We start from the raw sequence: 18,760 nt of genomic DNA, 5'->3' as shown, positions 1-18,760 counted from the left end.
TCCGTCACCTACTTGGGAAGGGGTACGCGAGTGAGCGAGGAGACCCGCGGCACCGCCGTCACGACAGGCGAGGCGTACGCGGAACTGGCCTCCGTCGGCCCGTACGGCGTCCGGCCGGGACACGCGCTGATCACCCTGGTCGAACCGCACCCGGGCCACGAGTACGCGTACAACCGCTGGTACGAGGACGACCACTACTACGCGGGCGCCATGGCCATGCCCTGGATGTACGCCGGCCGCCGCTGGGTCGCCACCCGCGACCTCCGGGAACTGCGCCGCCCGGAGAAGTCCGCCGTCGCGCAGCCCGTCACCGCCGGCTGCTACCTCTCCACGTACTGGATCACCGAGGGCCGCTACGACGAACACATGAGGTGGACCGTCGGCATCAACAAGCGGCTCAACCGCGACGGCCGCGTCCACCAGGAACGGACGCACGTCTTCACCTCGTTCCAGGACCACGAGGCGACCGTCTACCGCGACGGGCCCGCCGGCCCCCGCGACTTCCACGCCCTCGACCACCCCTACGCCGGGCTCGTCCTCCAGGTCGTCGGCGCCGAGGGCCCCGAGGAGCGGGCGGCGCTGCTCGACCGGCTGCGGACCCGGGAGCTCCCGCGCCGCCTCGCCGGCTCACCGGCGGCGATGGTCACGGTCTTCCGGCCGACCCCGCTGCCCGGCGACCGCATGACGTACGTGAAGCAGGTCGAGGGCGTCGACACCCGCCTGACGCTGCTCTGGTTCCTGGAACGGGACCCCCGGGAGTGCTGGGCGGAGCACTTCGCGGACCTGGAGTCACTCGGGGAGGCGGGAGGCCGGGTGGAACTGGTGGCGCCGTTCATCCCGACGGTGCCGGGAACGGACCGGTACGTGGACGAGCTGCGCTGAGCCGGGGCTGCGGAGCTTCCGGGACTTCGGAGCTTCGGGACTTCCGGGCACGACCGAGCCCCCTCGGCCAGGACGGCGGACCGGACGAGAGGGCTCTTCGGGTACTGCTGGTGACGGGCGCACCGGGGCTCAGAGGGCCCCGTTGCTCACCTCGCCGACGAACGCGTTCCACGAGCCCGGTCCGAAGGAGAGGGACGGGCCTTCGGGGGCCTTGGAGTCCCGTACCGCGATCGCGGCGAGGACGGGGGACTTCACTTCGACGCAGGCCCCGTTCCCGCCGGAGTACGAAGACTTGGTCCACGTGTCCGTTGCACCCTGAATGATCGCCATGACGCTCAACTCCGGTTCTGCCAGTGGGGATGTCGCACCGACCTTCTTGGCGGCGTGATCGACGCTACTCGCCGGTCCCCGCCGGCGGGACCGGCGTTCACACGTCCGAGTGGCATATTCCAGATCGGCTTCCGTGGAAGCGATCACCCGGTGTACCGTGCCTGCCCCGGCCGGGTGGGAGCCTGCTTCGACCGGCTCGGAGTTCCCGCCGGCGGCTCGGAGTCAGCCCCTGGCGTGCTTCTTCGCCATCTCCGAGATGAAGTCACGGGTCGCCTCCACGTTCAGCGCCTGCGCCCTGAGGTGCTCGTACATGACGCTGTACTTGCCGACGTCCTGCGCCTTCTCCAGATACAGGTCGCTCGTCACGCCCTCGATGTACACGACGCTGGAGTCGGAGGTGTCCGGGAACTCCAGGATCGAGTACTGGCCACTGATCCCCGGGTGCGCGCCCATCTCGAACGGGATCACCTGCACGGTGACGTGCGGCAGGTGCGACTGCTCCAGGAGGTGCTCCAGCTGCTCCGCCATCAACTGCCTGCTGCCGACGATCCGGTGCAGCGCACCTTCGTCGATGACCGCCCACAGGCGCAGCGGACGCTCCTCGTCCCGGATCCGCTCCTGACGACGGGTGCGGACCGTGACCCGCTTCTCGATGTCGGTCGGTGTCGACTCCGGCATCGCGCCCGAGATGACGGCCTCCGCGTACGCGGGGGTCTGGAGCAGCCCGGGGATGATCTGCGACTCGTACATCCGCAGACTCTCCGCGTCCGTCTCCAGACCGATGTACACGCTGTACGGGATGTCGCCGAAGGCGTGCCACCAGCCCTGCTGGCGCGAGTCCTTGGCCATCTGCATGAGGGAGTCGACCATGCGCTCGTCCTCGACCTCGTACACGCCGCACAGGTCACGGACATCGCGCTGACTGATGGAGCGACGGCCGTTCTCCAGCCGGCTGATCTTGGACTGGGAGACGAGAAGACGCTCGGCGACCTGCTCGGCCGTCATGTTCTTCGCCTCGCGGAGCTTGCGCAGCTCCTGGCCCAATCGGCGTCGCCTGACGGTGGGATTGACGTTGGACGCCACGGAAACTGCACCTCCGGCTGTCTGCTGCGTAGCTGTGAGTATCTACCGCTTGGCAGACTGCCACCAATGGCCGGGTGTGCGCTGGAAAATGACCACAACGTATGCGCGGGCGGAACAGGAACGTTCCGGCGCACTTCCTGGTGTGGGACGTGTGGAGGGCGTACGTACGGGTGCCCTCGTGGCGCGCGTACGTGTGCGGGGCGGCCGTCCTGACCGCCCCGCACACCGCGCGGCTCCCGGTTGGGTTCCTCGGAGTCCTCGGAGTCGTCCTAGTGCGCCGCCGCGCGGGCCATGCTGCCGCGAGGCTGCGCCGGGACACCCGCGGCGCTCCGGCGCGGCTGTGCCGCCGCGCCGTTCTGGACGTCCATCACGGCGTGCGCCACGAGTCCGCCCATGGGGTCGTGCCGGATCAGATCGCGCAGCCGGGACCGCGACGATCGTCCTTCGTTGCCGGGGTACAGGTGCTTGCCGAGACCGACCGCGTGGGCCAGCGCGGCGAGCGCCGCGGTCCGCGGGTCCGGCGGTACGCCGGTGCGGATCGCACTGTCCAGCCGGGAACGGATCTCCCGACTGATAGCCGTCTCCGTCGCCTGGTAGCGAGTCGTCGGCAACACCCCGCACATCTGGCCCTCCACGGCATGCACCATGCCGCATCGCTCCAGATGCGAGAGATACGTCTGGCGGAGCCCCAGTCGGGGCCCGCCGATCCAGTGGACGGCCCGGACCGGACTGCCACGCCTGCGCAGCAGTTCCAGTGCGGAGTCCAAGGTCGGATCTCCGGTCGGCCGTGGCATCACCACGGCGATACGATCCCCGTCAGGGGCTATCCGGCCTGCCAGCGCCAGCTCCACTAGCTGAGCTCCGGCCAGACCGAGGTCGAGCGACTGCGGCTGCGCTGTGGTACCCGTGGTCGGGTCCAGAGCGAGCAACAGAAGCTCTTCCGGAATACTTCTGCGGCTCCTGCCCATCCATGCCTCCCCGCGTGGATGAATGACAGGGTGACCCCTCTCACATTCATCTGTCGAGAGTGCCTGGGTGGTTCATCCGGGAACCAGTAGGTATGTCGTTCTCGTCTAGCACGGGGGCCAAGGGGTTCACACAGGACACTGGTACACGGACCGGTACATGGTCCGTACGTACGCATGACGCATGGAGGAGGCACGGTGGCGGGCGAGTCCCCCGACAGGGCGGAGCAGCAGGGGTCGTCTCAGGAGACGGCGGCCTCGGGCGGCGGCGGCCGGGATCCTCGGCTCTCCGTGCTACGTGAGTCAGACGCCTCGTCGGCCTCGTCGGTTCAGGTCGACCAGCCGACGGCCGTCTTCAAGAACCTGGCCCCGCGGACCCCGGAGGACGACGCGCCGACGGCGGAGCCGGAGCCGGCGTCGGACTCGGAGCCGGAGCCTCACGAGCCGGAGCCTCACGAGCCGGAGAGTGAGCGCCTGAAGGCGGCGGTGGCGGCGTGGGTCGCGACGGCGGGGGAGCCGGGGGCGGAGGCTGAGCCCGAGGGCGAGCCCGAGCCGGAGCCGGAGGACGAGCCGACGGGTGTCGAGGCCGATGCCGAGACCGATGCCGACGCCGAGGCCGATGAGCCGGCCGGCACGGCGACGGCTGACGCCCAGGCAGAGACCGCGGCAGAGGCTCCGACCGACGACGTGGACGCGGCACCCGCCGAGGAGCCCGTCCAGGAGCCCGTGGAGGAGCCCGGCGAGGCCAAGGAGTCCGCCGCTTCGTGGTTCGCGGCGCGGAAGCCGGGGGCGGCGGACGAGAAGCCCTCGGAGCCCACCCCGCCGACCGCGTCCGACCCCGCATCCCCGTCGCCGTCCGCGTCCGCGCCCGAGTCCGGCTCCCCGGCCCCGGCTGACGACGAGGACCCGGAACCGGTCGACCAGCCGACGACCATGTTCAAGGCCGTCCGTCTGCCCGTGGCGCCCCCCGTGGATCAGCCGACGACCGCGCTGAAGCTCCCGCCCGGCCTGGGCGCGGACTCCGACAGCGAGCGCACCAGCACCTTCCTGCCGCTGCGTGCGGACATCCCGGCCGAGCAGAAGGCCGAGAAGGCCGCCGAGCGCGCCGGCACGGCGCAGAAGGCCCCCAAGGCAGCCGCAGCCGCACCGGCACCGGCACCGGCACCGGAGGCGGCCGGGCCCGCCACGACCGCCCGGCCCACCACTCCCGCCCCTGCCCCCACCCCCGTACCCCCGCCGGCCGCTCTCGCGGAGGCGGAGCGGACGCGGCAGCAGCCGTTGCCGCCGCTGCCGCCGCTCGACCTGCTCGCCGAGCTGACGAACACGCCGCCGCCTCCGCCGACCCCGCTGCGGACGACCATGCGCCGGGTCCGGATCTGGACGCCGCTCGTGCTGCTCGTCCTGATCGTCTTTGCGATCGTGCAGATGGTCCGCCCGCTTCCCGCGCCCGTCCTCACGCTCTCCGCCGCGCCGACCTTCACCTTCGAGGGCGGCGACCTCACGATGCCGTGGCCGACCGAGGGGCAGGGCGCCGTCGAGGTCGAGGGCGTCGGCTCCATGGGCACGTACGGGGCGCAGAAGCCGGCCCCCATCGCGAGCGTCACGAAGACGATGACGGCGTACGTGATCCTCCGCGACCACCCGCTCAAGGGGCAGCAGCAGGGGCCCGAGATCACCATCGACAAGAAGGCCGCCGACGAGGCCAGGGCGGAGCACGAGTCGACGGCGGCGGTCCAGGAGGGCCAGACGTACTCGGAGAAGGAGCTCCTCCAGCTCCTCATGATCCCCTCCGCGAACAACGTGGCCCGGCTCCTCGCCCGCTGGGACGCCGGTTCGGAGGCCGCCTTCGTCGAGAAGATGAACGCCGCCGCCAAGGACCTGGGCATGACCCGGTCCACGTACACGGACCCGTCCGGTCTCCTCGACAGCACCGTGTCGACCCCGCAGGACCAGCTGAAGCTGGCGAAGGCGGTCATGCAGTACGACGTGTTCCGGGAGATCGTGAACATGCCGAACGCGACGATCGACGGCGTCGGCCGGGTCGAGAACAACAACAACATCCTGCTGAAGCCGGGTGTGAGCGGCATCAAGACCGGCTCCTCCACCCCGGCGGGCGGCAATCTGCTCTGGTCGGCCAACACGGTCGTCGACGGCAAGATCAGGCGCATCCTCGGCATCGTGATGGGGGCGAAGGACGCCGACCAGCTCGGCGAGAAGCTCCAGCTCTCCATCGACTACAGCTACGAGCTGATCAAGAAGGCCAAGGAAGACGTCACCTCGGCCGCCGTGGTCCGCGAGGGCCAGGTCCTCGGGTACGTCGACGACGGCCTCGGCGGCCACACGCCGGTCGTCGCCACCAAGGAGCTCAAGGCGATCGGCTGGCCGGGCCTCCAGGTGAAGCTGGAGCTCACGGACGGCGGCAAGGTCCTCCCGCACGCGGGCAGGGCGGGCGACATCGTCGGGCAGGTGTCGATCGGCACCGGCGCCGGCAAGGTCAGCTCCCCGGTGGCGCTCAAGACGGACCTGGTGGAGCCCGGTTTCGACAAGAAGCTGACGCGCGTGGGCTGAGCGGCGCGGGCGCGGGCCGAGAAACACCCGCGCGGGCTGAGAAGCCACCCGCTCGGCTGGGCGCCCCGGTTCTCCGGGGCGCCCAGCTGTTAGCGTCTTCGGGGGACGAGACGCACGCGTGACACACGTGAGAAGTGAGACGGGCAGTACGGGAAAGGGCCGCAGTGACCACCGCCGAGCCGACACGCGCCGACCGCGCCGACAGCGGATCCGACGACGACTCCGCCCCCGTCCCCGCCCCTGCCCCGGTCCGCCCCACCGCCCCCGAATCCCGTCCCGACCGCGCCGAAGCCGGATCCGCCCGTGAAGCCGAACGTGAAGCCACCGGTGAAGCCGACCGTGACTCAGAATCCGGTCCTACTTCACAGTCGCGAATAGTGCTCCCGGCGCAGCGGAACACCCCGCCCCCCATGGATCCGCCCGCCACGGCCACGATCCCCGGCCCTCCGGTCGTCCGGCGGAAGCGTCGCCACACGGTCATGGCGGCGACCGGACTCGCGGCCGTCATCCACGTCCTCTGGTTCTTCTTCTTCGCGAACAGCGGTGGGGACCTGGCCGCGCAGGACGCGTGGGCGGAGTTCGTCGGCCGGCACCCGGACTCGGCGTACAACCTGGCCTGGTACGGCGGGATGCACCCGGTCTCGTACAGCGTCGTGTCGCCGTACCTGATGTCGCTGCTCGGTGTGCGCAGCACGATGATGGTGGCCGGGACCCTGTCGGCGGCGCTGATCGCGCTGATCCTGGTGCGGGTCCCGACGGTCCGCAACCCGCTGGCCTGTTCGGTCGCGGGCGTCTTCGCCCTCCTGTGCAACGCGCTGTCGGGGCGGGTCACGTTCGGCCTGGGCATGATGTTCGCGCTCGGCGCGGTCGCGGCCGTGTTCTGCTGGCCGCACCGCTGGCGCCGCAAGCGCTGGGCGAAGGCCGCGGTGGCCGCGCCGCTCGCCGGTCTGGCGACGGCGTGCAGCCCGGTCGCGGGTCTGTTCCTCGGGGTGGCGGCGGCGGCGCTGTTCCTGAACAAACGGCGCCCCGGGGCGTACGCCCTCGGTCTGGCGCCGGTGGCCGTGGTCGCCCTCTCCTCCTGGCTCTTCCCCTTCTCCGGCACGCAGCCGATGGCGTTCGGCTCGACGGCGCTGCCGCTGGCGTTCGGGGCGCTGGTGTTCCTCCTCGTCCCGGCGGACTGGCGGACGGTCCGCACGGCCGCGGCGGTCTACACGATCGGCACGCTCCTGACCTGGCTGATCGACTCGCAGATCGGCTCGAACATCTCGCGGCTTCCGATGCTCTTCGCCGGAGTCGTGCTGCTCGCGGCCCTGCCGTACACGGCGCCGCGCTCCCGCCGCTGGTACGCGCTGCTGCTCGCCTTCGCGGGGCTGAACTTCTGGATCGGCTTCAAGGGCGTCGACGACGTGATCCGCACGGCACCGGACGCCTCCTGGGCGCGGGAGCTCGCGCCGCTCGTCAACCAGCTCCAGGTGCGGGGCGCGGGGAAGGCGCGGGTCGAGGTCGTACCGGCGTCCAGCCACCGCGAGTCGTCGGCGCTCAGCCCGTACATCAACCTGGCACGGGGCTGGAACCGCCAGGCCGACATGGAACGGAACCCGCTCTTCTACGACGACACCCTGAACGCCGTGAACTACCAGGAGTGGCTCGACCGCTGGGCCGTCCACTACGTGGTCCTGCCCACCGGCAAGCCCGACTCGGGCGCGGAGCAGGAGGCGGAACTGGTCGGCGAGGGCCTGCCGTACCTGGAGCAGGTCTGGTCGGACGCGAACTGGCGCCTGTACGAGGTGGAGAACCCGACCCCCCTCGCGGACCCGCCGGCCGAGGTGCACAGCGCGGAGGCGAACGAGGTCGTGATCAGCGTCGACCGCCCCGGCAGGGTCCTCATCCGCGTCCCGTACTCCCCGTGGCTGGCGCTCGTGGACGAGAACGGCGGCAAGATCGAACCGCCGCAGGAGACGGAGGCCTCGAAGCTGGCCCGCGAGGAGTCGGAGACGGAGCTCCCCAAGGTCTTCGCCAACAAGGAGGGCTGCCTGTTCAAGGCGGAGGCGGACACGGAGGGCGACGAGTGGACGGAACTGCTCGCCCCGAAGGCGGGCGTCTACCGCCTGGCGGCCCCGTACAAGCTCTCACGCGGCACGGCCTGCCCGGAGGAACTCCGCTGAAGGGCTCTCCAGGCCACTACGGCCGCAGGTAGCCGGCGAGCATCCGCCGCATGCCGAGGGCGTGCCCGCCGCTACGGATGACGAGAAGCCGATAGACCCACCCCGCCGCCCCGGGAAACGCGGCCCGGGTCTCGGCCCGCAACCGGCAGCGCCCGTCGGTCAGCTCCTCGATCCGGAAGACGAGGCTGTACGAGGAGAACCGGTGCCCGCCCCGAAGCGCGAGCTCCCGCCCGGGCACGACCCGGGAGACCCGGAACCCGGGAAACTCGGACCCCTCGGCAAGAGGCCGAACCCCACCGGCCCCCCGAGGCACAGCCCGCACCACCCGCGCGTACCGAGCCCCACCCTCCCGCGAAAGCGCCCGCTCGACCCCCACGACCAGCCGCTGCCACAACTCCTGGGCCCCGGCATCGACGACAACGGCATGCTCATCGACGAACGGCAACACGTCCACGAGACCATCCCCCATACGCCAAGGGTCCTCCCGCCTCCCGGCGAAAGGACCCTCGACATCGTCCAACACTGTGCCCCCGGCAGGATTCGAACCTGCGACACCCGCTTTAGGAGAGCGGTGCTCTATCCCCTGAGCTACGAAGGCGGGGCTTGTCGAAGAGACTGGCCGGGACCCCGGGGGGAACGCCGGACGGTTGAGACAAGCGCCCTGGTCAGGTTTCCGGCGGGGTGCTGTCGGGGTGGGTCCGGAGGGACGGTTCCCGGGCAGGGGCCCTGCAGGTCGACTGACCGGTGACAGCCTAGCGGATCGGGCATACGGAGGTCGCCCCCCTAGGTCGCCCGGCGGTTATCGCGGGTTCGGGTGGGGCTCCGGGGACGTGGCCCGGAGTTCGGCCAGGCCTTGGCGGGTGGCGGCGATGACCACTCGGTCTTCGGGGCGCAGGACGTAGCCGGGGTGGAGGTCCCAGAGGAGTTGGGGTTCCTCGCCCGCTCGGTGGGAGGAGGCCAGGTCGGGGCGGCGGGTCGTGGGGGCGGCCGTGTCGAGGGCGAGGACGCGCCAGGAGCCGGGGCGGAAGGCGTCCGCGACGGTGCGGCCCTCGAACTGGGGGTGGCCGGCGACGAGGAGGGCGGCGAAGAGCAGGACCTTGCGTTCGACGGGGATCGCGCCGAGGATCTGGCGGCCCATCATCGCGCCCGCGAAGGCCGGTGCGGCCAGGTGGGAGACGCTGCGGCTGCGGGTGAGGGCTTCCGGGTGCGCGGTACGCAGGGTGCGGTGGACCGCGGTGGCGAAGTCGTCCTCGTACAGGCGCAGGGCCACGCGCAGGTCGGGCTTGACCGTGCGGGCGTAGAGCGTCGCCTCCAGGTTGGTCGTGTCGGAGCTGGTGAGGGCGAGCAGGGCGTGCGCCCGGTGGATCTTGGCGGCCTCCAGCACGCCCTCCTCGGTGACGTCGCCGAGGACCACGGGGATGCCGAGGGCCCGGGCGAGCGGGATGCCACGGGCGTCGGGGTCCTCCTCGACGCAGACCACGGGGATGTCCAGCTCCCGCAGCCGGGCCAGGACACGGGAGCCGACCTTGCCGAGGCCGAGCAGGACGACATGGCCGGACAGGCCGCGGGGCGGGCGGCGGAGCGCGCCCGCGGCGCGGAAGGTGCCCAGCGCCTCAAGCGCTCCGGCGACCAGGAGCGGCAGCAGTGCGAGGCCCACGAGGCCGGAGAGGAGCTGGAGGATCTGGCGGGTGGTCGACTCCTCGACCGCCGGGTCGTTGATCGAGAACAGATCAAGGAGGGTCAGATAGGCCGCGTGCACGGGATCCGCGTCGGTAAGCAGCGCCGAGGCCGCCGTCAGGGCGAGCACGGAGACCACGATGCCGGCGAGCGCCCACCTCAGGCGGCTGGAGAAGAGCTCCCGCAGCGGCGCTCCCCGGCGGGCCAGTCGCCGTGCGGACAGGCTGGGACCGGCGTACCGCACGGTCTCCAGGACGACGCTGCCGCGCCCGCTCGCACCCGCCACGGCCCGGTCGTCGGGCAGGAGGAGCGGGCCCTGCGGGCCGCTGCTCTCCGAACCCTCCGCGCCCGCCGGGTCGGTGGCGGTGGACGAGAGCAGGGCCAGGGTGCACAGGCCGGGTTCGGGGACCTCGTCGGGGCCGGGCGGGGTGCGTTCGGCGGCGCGCAGGAGTACGCCGTCGGCCTGGACGACCTTGCTCGTGCCGGCGACGGCGGTGGCCGCGAGCGCGGGGGCCGCGGTGTCCGCGTCGGACAGGACGGTGGTGGAGGCGTCGAGAACGGCCCGGTCGGTTCCGGGAGCGGTCACCAGGGCGGCCTGGTCGAGGAGTTCCTCCAGGTGCTGACCGAGCTTCCGGTTGTACATGCGGACCACGAGCCGCAGGCCCGGGTTGAGCCTGCGGGCCGCGAGCGCGGCCCGCAGGTTGGTCTCGTCGTCCTCGTACAGCAGCGCCAGGGCCGCGGCCCGGTCCACTCCGGCCCGCAGCAGCGCCGTCTCCGTGGGGGAGGCCGATACGACGTCCCTCGGGTGCGGGGACGCGCCGTCGGCCCCGCGCAGAAGTCGTGACGCCCGGGACAGTACGGCGGACGGCTCCGTCTCCTCGGACCCGTCGCCGGGCGCGACGAGGACGACCCGCTGGCGGTAGACGTCCCGTAACTCGGAGGCCAGCCGGAGCGCGAGCCCGTCGTCGCCGCAGACCACCATGTGGCCGTCGCCGTTCCGTGGGGCTTCGGTTCCCTGGTGCGGTAGCGCGGTCATGGTCCCTCCCCGTATCACCTGAAGTCTGTGGAGATGCGGCCTAGCGGGTCACCCGCCCACACTCCACCGTGCGGCCGCGAGGACGGCGGCCGGCCGCTCACCGTCCGGCCACCCGGCCGTCGAGCCTCGCGAAGACGAGCGTCAGACCGGCGCCCCCCGCCGCGACGAGGGCGTAGGACGCGAACGCCACCCGCTGGTCCTCCTTGCGGAGCGTCTCGTACGTCTCCCTGGTGATCTCGAACCGCGTGCGTCGGGGGTCGGTGGGGTCGACGGCGAAGTACCGGCCCCGGACGGAGTCCGCCTTCTGGAGCGAGGAGTCGTCCGCACCGACACCGGTGATCAGCGCCAGGCCGGCCAGGCCCATGGCGGCGAGCAGCGCCTGGACGCGCCGGGGCAGGGAACGCAGGGCGCGCCACTGGTTCGCCCTGCTGCTCGCGAAACGCATGTCCCGGGAGCCGACGGCGATGGCGCGGACGAGCGTCGCCGTGTGCAGGGGCACCAGCAGGGCGATGCCGGTGCCGAGAAGGAGCCACTCGTCCGCGAACGGGGGGAGGAGTGGCACGGCGGCGAGGGTCGCGGCGAGAAGTCCCAGGCCGGAGAGGGCGAGTTGAGCCCCCGCGTGGATCCTGGAGCCGGTTCTCACCGTGCCCCCGCGTGGATCCTGAAGCCGGTTCTCACCGCGCCCCCCCTCTCTCGGTTCTTCGCTCAGTCGGTGATCTCGATGGCGCCGTCGGCGGACGGTACCGGCTGGGCCGGGCCGGGGACCGGCTTCTTCCGGGTGATGCCCTGGAGGAGCTGGGCGAGGTCGACTCCCGTGGTGGAGGAGAGGAGTTCCATGCCCTGGGCGACGTTGTCGGTGACCGTGCGGGTCAACTGGCTCGCCCCGTCCGTGGAGATGACGGTCATCTTGTCGATGGCGGACAGCGGCTCGGACGCCTTGGCGACGACCTGCGGCAGGACCTCGACGAGCATCTGCAGGACGGCCGCGTCGCCGTACTGGGCGAAGGCGTCGGCCTTCTTGCGCATCGCCTCGGCCTCGGCGGAGCCCCTGGCGGCGATGGCCGCGGCCTGGGCCTCGCCCTCGATGCGGACGGCGTCGGCGAGAGCCGCGCGGTGGGCCTTCTCGCCCTCACCGGTGAGGCGGGAACGCTGCGCGTCGGCCTCGGCCTGCTTGACCAGGGCGATACGGCGGGCCTCGGCCTCCTGCTCGGCCTGGTAGCGGGCCGCGTCGGCGGGCTTGCGGACCTGGGTGTCGAGCTGACGGTCGGTCAGGGCGGCCTGGCGCTCGGCGACCTTCTCCTGCTCGGTGAGGATCTGCTGCTGGCGGTCGGCCTCGGCGAGCGGGCCGGCCGCGTTCGCCTGGGCGGCGGCCTCGTCGGTCTGGGCCTTGATCTCGGCCTGCTTCAGGTAGAGGGTGCGCTGCGCGATCGCGATCTCCTCCTCCGCCTTCAGCCGGGCCTGTTCGGCGGCGCGGCGGGCGACCGCCTCGGCGATGTCCGCCTCCTGCTTGGCGCGGGCGGCCTCGGGGCGGCCGAGGTCCTCGAGGTAGGAGCCCTCGGTGGTGATGTCCTGGATCTGGAAGGCGTCGAGGACCAGGCCCTGACCCGACAGACTGGCCTCGGCCTCCTCGGCGACCTGCCCGGCGAAGGCCGCGCGGTCGCGGATGATGTCCTCGACCGACATCCGGCCGACGATGGAGCGCAGCGCGCCGGACAGCACTTCCTGGGTGAAGCCGACGATGCCGTCCTGCTGCATCAGGAACCGCTGCGCGGCGGCCCGGATGGAGTCCTCGGTGCCGCCGACCTTGACGATCGCGACGCCCTCCAGGTTCGCCTTCACTCCGCGCAGGGTGACCGCGCCGCGGACGGCGACGGGGATGTGCCGGCTGGAGAGGTCGAGCGTGAACTTCTGCTGGACGAACGGGACGACGAAGACGCCGCCGCCGACCACGACCTTCTGGCCGCTGTTGTCGGTGAACACCCGCCCGGTGGCCGGATCGGTGGCCTGCTTGCCGCGCCGGCCGGTGATGATGAACGCCTCGCTGGGCCCGGCGACCTTGTAGCGGGTGATGACGACGAGGGCGAGCAGGACGAGAAGGACGACGATGCCCACCACGGACACCAGTACAGGGCTCATGGGAACCCCTTTCGATCAGAGACGAACCTTGAAGAACAGCGGGCGGCGGGTGGTCATCGCTCGACCGGCCGGACGGTGACCGACGTCGGTGACAGCACGGACTCGACCCACACCTCGGTGCCGCGGGCGACGGGAGCGTCGGCCTTCGCCGCGTACTTCACCGGCTGGCCCGCGAGATACAGCAGGACCTCGCCGTACCCGTCCGCCGGGATCGCGGTGACCACCGAGCCGCTCGTACCGGCCAGGTCCTCGCCCCGCGGTGCGGGCGCGGCCCCGTCGCGCGTCAGTGCCCGGCTGAACCGCCAGGTCACCCACCCCACGACACCCCCCACGGCCACGCCCGCACCGGCGGCGCCCCCCGCCCCCGTACCGGTGGTTCCGAGGACGATCGCCCCCGTGAACCCGAGCGCCGACACGAACCCGGCGATCACCGGCAACGAGAGAAACCCGTCGAGACCCCCGCCGAACCCGTCGAGGACCCCCTCCAGCACCCCGTCGAGCACCAGGGCCAGGACGAGCAGCACCAGACCGACGATGCCGAGACCGAGAAACCAGCCCATGTGCCCCACCTGTCCCCGTGCTGTGTCTCTCCCGTTGTCCTGGGAGTTTCCCACGGGGCGGTACGGACGTTCACTGCAGGGTTCCGGCAGTCTTTACGCGTTCTTGATGCCGCTTGTGTGCGTCCTCGTCGACGGGGGGCTCGCGCAGCTCAGAGCGGCTGGTCGGGCCAGTCCAGGAGGCGGGCGCCGACGACGGCGGTCTGGAGGGTGTAGCGCTGGACCGGGTCGCCGGGGTCCGCGCCGGTCAGCCGGTGGATGCGGTCGAGGCGGTACGTCATGGCCCGCACGCTCAGATTGAGCCGGCGGGCCGCCTGGGCGGTGACGCAGCCGGTGTCGAAGTACGCGCTCAGGGTGTCGAGGAGGGGCCTCGCGCCGCCGCGGGCCTCCTTGAGCGGCCCGAGGACGGTGCGGACGAGGTCGGCCATGGCCTGCCGGTCACGGGTGAGGACGGGATAGACCAGGAGGTCGGCGGCGTACAGGACCGGGTCGTCGAGGTGCATGCGGTCCGCGAGGTCGAGGGCGTTGAGGGCCTCCTCGTAGGAGTGGACGACACCGCCCGCCCCCGGGTGCGCGCGGCCGACGGCGACCCGGCCGCCGTCGGTCGCGGCGTACGCCTGCTTGGCGAAGTGGGCGAGGACGTCGGGCTCGTCGGCGGGGGCGACGCAGATCAGCCGGCCGTCCTTGGTGGTGAGCAGGAGCCGGCGGTTGCCGAAGCGGGCGGTGAGCGAGGACTCGACGGTACGGGTGACCGCGTACCCGTCGTCGTACGGCTCCGGGCCCTGGGCGACGGCCACGGCGTGGGCGTGGGACAGGAGCAGCCCGAAGCGTTCGGCGCGCTCGGCCAGGCGGCCGAGGTCGCTGCGGCCGTGGAGCAGGTCGTCGATGAACTCCCGCCGTGCCGCCTCCTCCTGGCGCACCGCGAGGCGCTGGGCCCGTTCGTGGCCCTCGGCGAAGGCGTCGACGGCCTGCTCGACGGCGCTCAGGAGGTGGTCGGCGGCGGCATTCGGAAGCCCGGGGCGCAGCCGCTCGGCCGCGGTCAGGTGGGCGCGGACGGCGGCCCGGAGCCCGATGCCGGACTCCGCGGCCCGCTCGCCGCGGGAGCGCAGGGCGTCGCGTTCGTCACGGGTGAGCCCCCGGCCGGTCGCGCACACGTCCGCCAGGATGGCGGCGTACCCGTCGAGGTGCTCCTCGGCCGGTTCCCTCTCCGTCATGGTCCCCCCGGGTTCTCGAAGCGTCTTCGGTGCCATCTTGGCGTGTTCTTGATGTGCGGACCAAAGATCCGGGGCGATGCCGGCCCGCCGGGCCGGATGAGGATGCGCCAGTGCGGTCCCTTCGGGGCCCCGGGGGACGGGTGTGCGGCTTTCCGTGTCCGACCTGCGGTTCTTCCCGTCCGTCAGCTTGTTGCAAGGGCTCCTGCAGCAAGCTGACACCAAGTGCCGTGGAGTGGCCCCTGCCCCGCTGGCATTGTCTTTCTCAGCGGAAACGCAGAGGGAACACGGAAGCCGAAAACAGGGGGAAACAGTGCGGATTCGAATCACTTCAGCGGCTGCGTGTCTGGCTCTGGCGATCACCGGTCTCGCTGTGACGGCGGGCAGCGCGTCGGCCGCCGAGCAGGGCGAGGGACACATCGCCGGCCAGAGCGCCGACCGGCACGGCGGGCCGCAGTGGCCGGTACCGGTGCCCGTGCCGCCGGAGGTCGGCGACCTGATCTGCGAGATCCAGGCGCACATCCCGCACTCGGTTCACACCCCGCACCCGGTTCAGATCCCGCGCTGCAAGCCGGTCAACGGCTGGCAGTAGTTCCCGCCCCTTTCCACGACTGCTGATCCAGAGGGCGAGAGCAGAGATGGCCATGACCAGTCAGCTCCCAGACGTCAGGGAATTCCCAGAAAGTTCGGAGAACGTCCTCGAAGTCGTCGACCTACGGGTGAGATACGCCGACATCGAGGCGGTGGCGGGAATTTCCTTCTCCGTCGCCCCGGGCGAGATATTCGGTCTCCTCGGCCGTAACGGAGCCGGCAAGACCAGTACCATCTCGGCCATCGCGGGCCTTCGCCGGCCCGATGCGGGGCAGGTCCGCGTCCTCGGTGAGGACGCGCTCGTACGGACCGACCTCCTGCGGGCCTCCCTGGCCCTCCAGCCCCAGCAGGCGAGCCTCTTCCCGAGGCTGAAGGTGCGGGAGACCCTGGAAACCTGGGCCGCGCTGTACCCGGCGCCCCGGGACGTGGACGCCCTGCTCGACGAGATAGGCCTGGCCGAGAAGGCCGGGGCACGTTCCGCCCGGCTCTCCGGCGGCCAGCAGCAGCGGCTGCTGCTTGCCACGGCGCTGGTCGGCGACACCCCGGTGGTCGTCCTCGACGAACCCACCACCGGACTCGACCCGCACGCCCGGCACGCCGTCTGGGACCTGATCCGCAGGGCCCAGGCCGGCGGCACCACCTTCCTGCTCACCACCCACGCCATGGCCGAGGCCGAGGAGATGTGCGACCGGCTCGCCGTCATGCACGAGGGAAGGGTGGTGGCAGCCGGTTCTCCGGCAGAGCTGATCACCCGGTGCGCGCCGGGCGGTGTCGTCTCCGTACGAACCGGACGGGCCGAACTCGCCGACCAGGTGCGCGCACGTCACGGCGACGCCGTGACGGCCGTCGAGTCGGCCGGACGCTCGGGCCGGACGCGGTTCGAGGTGACGGCGGAGGAGCCGCACGCCACCGCCGCGTGGATCACCGGGCTCGACCCCGCGGCCGACGTCCGGCCGCGCCCCGCGACCTTGGAGGACGTGTTCCTCCGCCTCACCGGAACCTCGTTGGAAACGGCCTCGGAAACGGCCTCGGACATGACATCGGGCACGGCATCGGGCACGGCATCGGAACAGGAGGGCAGGCGATGAACCGCATCGGTCTCGACGCACCACCCGTGTCGACGACGCGCCAGTGGAAGGCGCTCTCCCGGGCCATGACCCGACAGCTCCTGCGCGATCCCGCGGCGCTCTTCTTCACCGTGGTCTTCCCGCTCCTCATGGCGGTGTTCTTCGTCGTCCTCATGCAACTCACCTGGGTACGGGGCCCCTTCGACCTCGCCGTCGTCGGCCCCGCCACCCAGGCGACCGCCCTGCAGGAGGCCCTCGGCGGCGGCAGCAGCGCCGTGGCCGTCGCCGAGGCCGGCCCACAGCCGGACAAGGCGGCGGTCATCGTCCCCGACGCGGCCTCCCGTACCCTGCGGATGGCCGTGGACCCGGAACAGCCGTCGGTGGTCGCCGCGGTGCGCGCCGCGCTGGACGACACCGACTGGCGGGGCTGGGAGGTCACGGCCGTCGGCAGCGACGGGTCCGCGCTGTTCGACCCCATGGCCTTCGTGATCCCCGGCGTACTCGCCTTCGCGCTGCTCTCGCTCGCCCTGACCGGCACCGCCTCCGCCCTCGTCGCGATGCGGGCCAGCGGCACCCTGCGGCTGCTGTCGACGACACCGGCCCGGCGGCCCGCCGTCCTGCTCTCGCTCATCCCGGGCCGAGGCCTGCTGGCCCTGGCCGTACTGGCCCTGATGGGAACGGGCGCCGTCGCCGGCGGACTGCTCGAGCCGGCCTCGATGCTGCGGCTGCTGCTGACCACGGCCATCGGCCTGGTGATGCTGCTCGCCCTGGGCTACCTGCTCGGCGGACTGCTGTCCTCGCCCGAGGTGACCAACGCGATCTCCGGGCTGCTCACCCCGGTCCTGCTGATGAGCACAGGACTGCTGTTCCCCCTCGAACTCCTCCCCGACTCGGTGGCCGGGCCGCTCTCCTGGACCCCGCTGGCGATGTTCGGAGACGCCCTGCGCCACGACGTGGTCGGCGGGATCACACGCCACGCCCTGTGGCTCGACTGGACAGTGATGGCGGCGACGGCCGCGGGGCTCACGGCCCTCGCGGCACGGACGTTCCGCTGGGACACGGAGCGTGCATGATGACCGTTCGTACGATGGGCCAGAGCCCCGCCGGGGCCGCCGAGGCCGCCGGGGCCGAACACCCCGCCATACCCGAATCTCTCCTCCGCATCGGTCAACTGGCCTCCTCCTACGGCCTGGTGAACCGGGTGACCCGGCTCCCCGTCGCCGAGGGCGAACCCGACTTCCCGATCTTCACGGCCTCGCTCGGCAACCCCGGCGAAGTCCTCAGCGAGCAGACCGGCTGGGAGCACAACCCCAGCTCCGGGAACTTCGACGGAGCCGGCGGTGACCTCGACCCGGAGCGCGCCGCGCACCTCGCGGTCGCCGAATCGCTGGAACGCTACTCCTCCTGCGCCCGGGACCCCGAGCAGATCGTCTGGGCGACCGCCGCCGAACTCGGCGAGGACGCCATCCCCAGCGACCGCTGGCCCCGGTGCTCGCCGGCCGAACTGGCCGACCCCCGGAGCGGGCTCGTCCCCACCGACCCCGAAGGTCCGATGCGCTGGGTACGCGGCTGGTCCTTCACCCGCAACCGCCCGGTGTACGTGCCGGCCATGCAGGTCTGGCTGAAGAACCCGGTGGAGTCCATGGCGGAGCGTTACGTCCACCCGGTCTCGACCGGCTGTGCCGCACACTCCGATCCGGCCGCCGCCGTCGTCAACGGCATCCTGGAGATCGTCGAACGCGACGCCATCGCCCTGACCTGGCTCCAGCGGCTGCGGCTGCCCCGGCTGGACTTCGACCCGGACGAACTGGCCCCGGAGTTCCGTGCCTTCGTGGAGCGCGGCAGCAGCGAACGGCTGCGGACCCAGCTGTACGACGCGACCACCGACCTCGGCATCCCGGTGATCTACGGGGTGCAGCTCGCCGACGACGACCGGGTCATCGCCCAGCTCGTCGCGGCGACGGCGGAGCTGGACCCCGGCAAGGGGATCGCCAAGCTCTACCGCGAGGCGTCCTCCCTGCGGATCGCGCTCCGTCACATGGCGCGGGCCGCCGAGAAGGACTCCACGGCCCCCGCGGAGGAGGAGGACATCGTCAGCGTCGTCGACGGCGCCCTGCTGTCCGGCCCGCTCTCCCAGCGGCACCGCTTCGACTTCCTGCTGGAGGGCGAACGCCCGGTGCACGGGCTGCGCGACCTTCCCCGGGCCCCGTCCGAGGAACCGCTGCCGGCCCTGGCCTGGCTGCTCGAACGGCTGCACGCCGCGGGCTGTGAGGTCGTCGCCGTCGACCTCACCACCGACGAGGCCGAGCAGGTCGGAGCCACCGTCGTACGGATGCTCATCCCTCAGCTCATGCCGCTGTCCTTCGTGCACCGGGCCCGCTACCTGGCGCACCCCCGGCTCTACGCGGCGCCCGCCGCCATGGGCCATCCGGTGCGGGGTGAGGACGAGATCAACCCGCACCCCCAGCCCTTCGCCTGACACCCGACCGTCC

Annotated in this window: 16 protein-coding genes and 1 tRNA gene; 7 read left to right on the top strand and 10 right to left on the bottom strand. The window is 72.0% G+C overall.

Features of this window, described 5'->3' with window-relative positions:
• Positions 1-30: 30 nt before the first annotated feature.
• Complete coding sequence (locus ACZ4VK_RS25190; protein ID WP_468356046.1) at positions 31-882, top strand: hypothetical protein; 852 nt, start codon at positions 31-33, stop codon at positions 880-882.
• Between the two features lie 129 nt (positions 883-1,011).
• On the opposite strand, the gene ACZ4VK_RS25185 is transcribed toward ACZ4VK_RS25190, so the two are convergent.
• From ACZ4VK_RS25185 to ACZ4VK_RS25175, 3 genes are all read right to left on the bottom strand, one after another.
• Entirely contained in the window at positions 1,012-1,212 is a 201-nt protein-coding gene (locus ACZ4VK_RS25185) for a DUF397 domain-containing protein (RefSeq protein WP_389684946.1), read from the bottom strand.
• 222 nt (positions 1,213-1,434) lie between these two features.
• Positions 1,435-2,295, bottom strand: coding sequence for a helix-turn-helix domain-containing protein (locus tag ACZ4VK_RS25180; protein WP_468356043.1), 861 nt, complete (start codon positions 2,293-2,295; stop codon positions 1,435-1,437).
• Between the two features lie 269 nt (positions 2,296-2,564).
• Positions 2,565-3,263, bottom strand: coding sequence for a GOLPH3/VPS74 family protein (locus ACZ4VK_RS25175; protein ID WP_389684944.1), 699 nt, complete (start codon positions 3,261-3,263; stop codon positions 2,565-2,567).
• A gap of 174 nt (positions 3,264-3,437) precedes the next feature.
• On the opposite strand from ACZ4VK_RS25175, the gene ACZ4VK_RS25170 reads away from it, so the two are divergent.
• Positions 3,438-5,828, top strand: coding sequence for a D-alanyl-D-alanine carboxypeptidase family protein (locus tag ACZ4VK_RS25170; protein ID WP_468356039.1), 2,391 nt, complete (start codon positions 3,438-3,440; stop codon positions 5,826-5,828).
• 164 nt (positions 5,829-5,992) lie between these two features.
• Positions 5,993-7,993: an MFS transporter gene (locus ACZ4VK_RS25165; protein ID WP_468356036.1), complete on the top strand. Its 2,001-nt coding sequence runs from the start codon at positions 5,993-5,995 to the stop codon at positions 7,991-7,993.
• Positions 7,994-8,009: 16 nt separating this feature from the next.
• Here ACZ4VK_RS25165 and ACZ4VK_RS25160 read toward each other — a convergent pair whose 3' ends face one another.
• The 7 genes from ACZ4VK_RS25160 to ACZ4VK_RS25130 form a co-directional block, all read right to left on the bottom strand.
• On the bottom strand, positions 8,010-8,231 hold the full coding sequence (locus ACZ4VK_RS25160; RefSeq protein WP_468356033.1) for a hypothetical protein: 222 nt from the start codon (positions 8,229-8,231) through the stop codon (positions 8,010-8,012).
• A 287-nt stretch (positions 8,232-8,518) separates the two neighbouring features.
• Positions 8,519-8,591 (bottom strand) — tRNA-Arg (locus tag ACZ4VK_RS25155).
• A gap of 201 nt (positions 8,592-8,792) precedes the next feature.
• A complete protein-coding gene (locus tag ACZ4VK_RS25150; protein ID WP_468356030.1) occupies positions 8,793-10,706 on the bottom strand; it encodes an NAD-binding protein in 1,914 nt (637 codons plus the stop codon).
• Positions 10,707-10,803: 97 nt separating this feature from the next.
• Positions 10,804-11,349, bottom strand: a complete 546-nt coding sequence (locus ACZ4VK_RS25145; RefSeq protein ID WP_468356028.1) for a hypothetical protein — start codon at positions 11,347-11,349, stop codon at positions 10,804-10,806.
• Positions 11,350-11,411: 62 nt separating this feature from the next.
• Positions 11,412-12,842, bottom strand: a complete 1,431-nt coding sequence (locus ACZ4VK_RS25140; protein ID WP_468356025.1) for a flotillin family protein — start codon at positions 12,840-12,842, stop codon at positions 11,412-11,414.
• 53 nt (positions 12,843-12,895) lie between these two features.
• Positions 12,896-13,402 (bottom strand): hypothetical protein, encoded by a 507-nt coding sequence (locus ACZ4VK_RS25135; protein ID WP_468356022.1) that lies wholly within the window; start codon positions 13,400-13,402, stop codon positions 12,896-12,898.
• Between the two features lie 149 nt (positions 13,403-13,551).
• Positions 13,552-14,613, bottom strand: coding sequence for a PucR family transcriptional regulator (locus tag ACZ4VK_RS25130; protein ID WP_468356019.1), 1,062 nt, complete (start codon positions 14,611-14,613; stop codon positions 13,552-13,554).
• A gap of 370 nt (positions 14,614-14,983) precedes the next feature.
• Between ACZ4VK_RS25130 and ACZ4VK_RS25125 the strand changes: the two genes are divergently transcribed.
• From ACZ4VK_RS25125 to ACZ4VK_RS25110, 4 genes are read left to right on the top strand one after another with little or no spacing between them, the layout of a single operon-like run.
• The gene (locus ACZ4VK_RS25125) at positions 14,984-15,202 is read left to right on the top strand and encodes a hypothetical protein (RefSeq protein WP_468356016.1); all 219 of its coding nucleotides are present in this window, start codon (positions 14,984-14,986) and stop codon (positions 15,200-15,202) included.
• Between the two features lie 52 nt (positions 15,203-15,254).
• Entirely contained in the window at positions 15,255-16,289 is a 1,035-nt protein-coding gene (locus ACZ4VK_RS25120; RefSeq protein ID WP_468356013.1) for an ABC transporter ATP-binding protein, read from the top strand.
• On the top strand, positions 16,286-17,341 hold the full coding sequence (locus ACZ4VK_RS25115) for an ABC transporter permease (RefSeq protein WP_468356010.1): 1,056 nt from the start codon (positions 16,286-16,288) through the stop codon (positions 17,339-17,341). Before ACZ4VK_RS25120 ends, ACZ4VK_RS25115 begins: the two co-directional genes overlap by 4 nt.
• Positions 17,338-18,747, top strand: coding sequence for a YcaO-like family protein (locus ACZ4VK_RS25110; protein WP_468356007.1), 1,410 nt, complete (start codon positions 17,338-17,340; stop codon positions 18,745-18,747). Before ACZ4VK_RS25115 ends, ACZ4VK_RS25110 begins: the two co-directional genes overlap by 4 nt.
• Positions 18,748-18,760 lie beyond the last annotated feature (13 nt).

Source organism: Streptomyces sp. NPDC028711 (assembly GCF_055565415.1).
The sequence above is the reverse complement of the archived record's forward strand: the minus strand, read 5'-3'. Positions and strand labels throughout refer to the sequence as shown.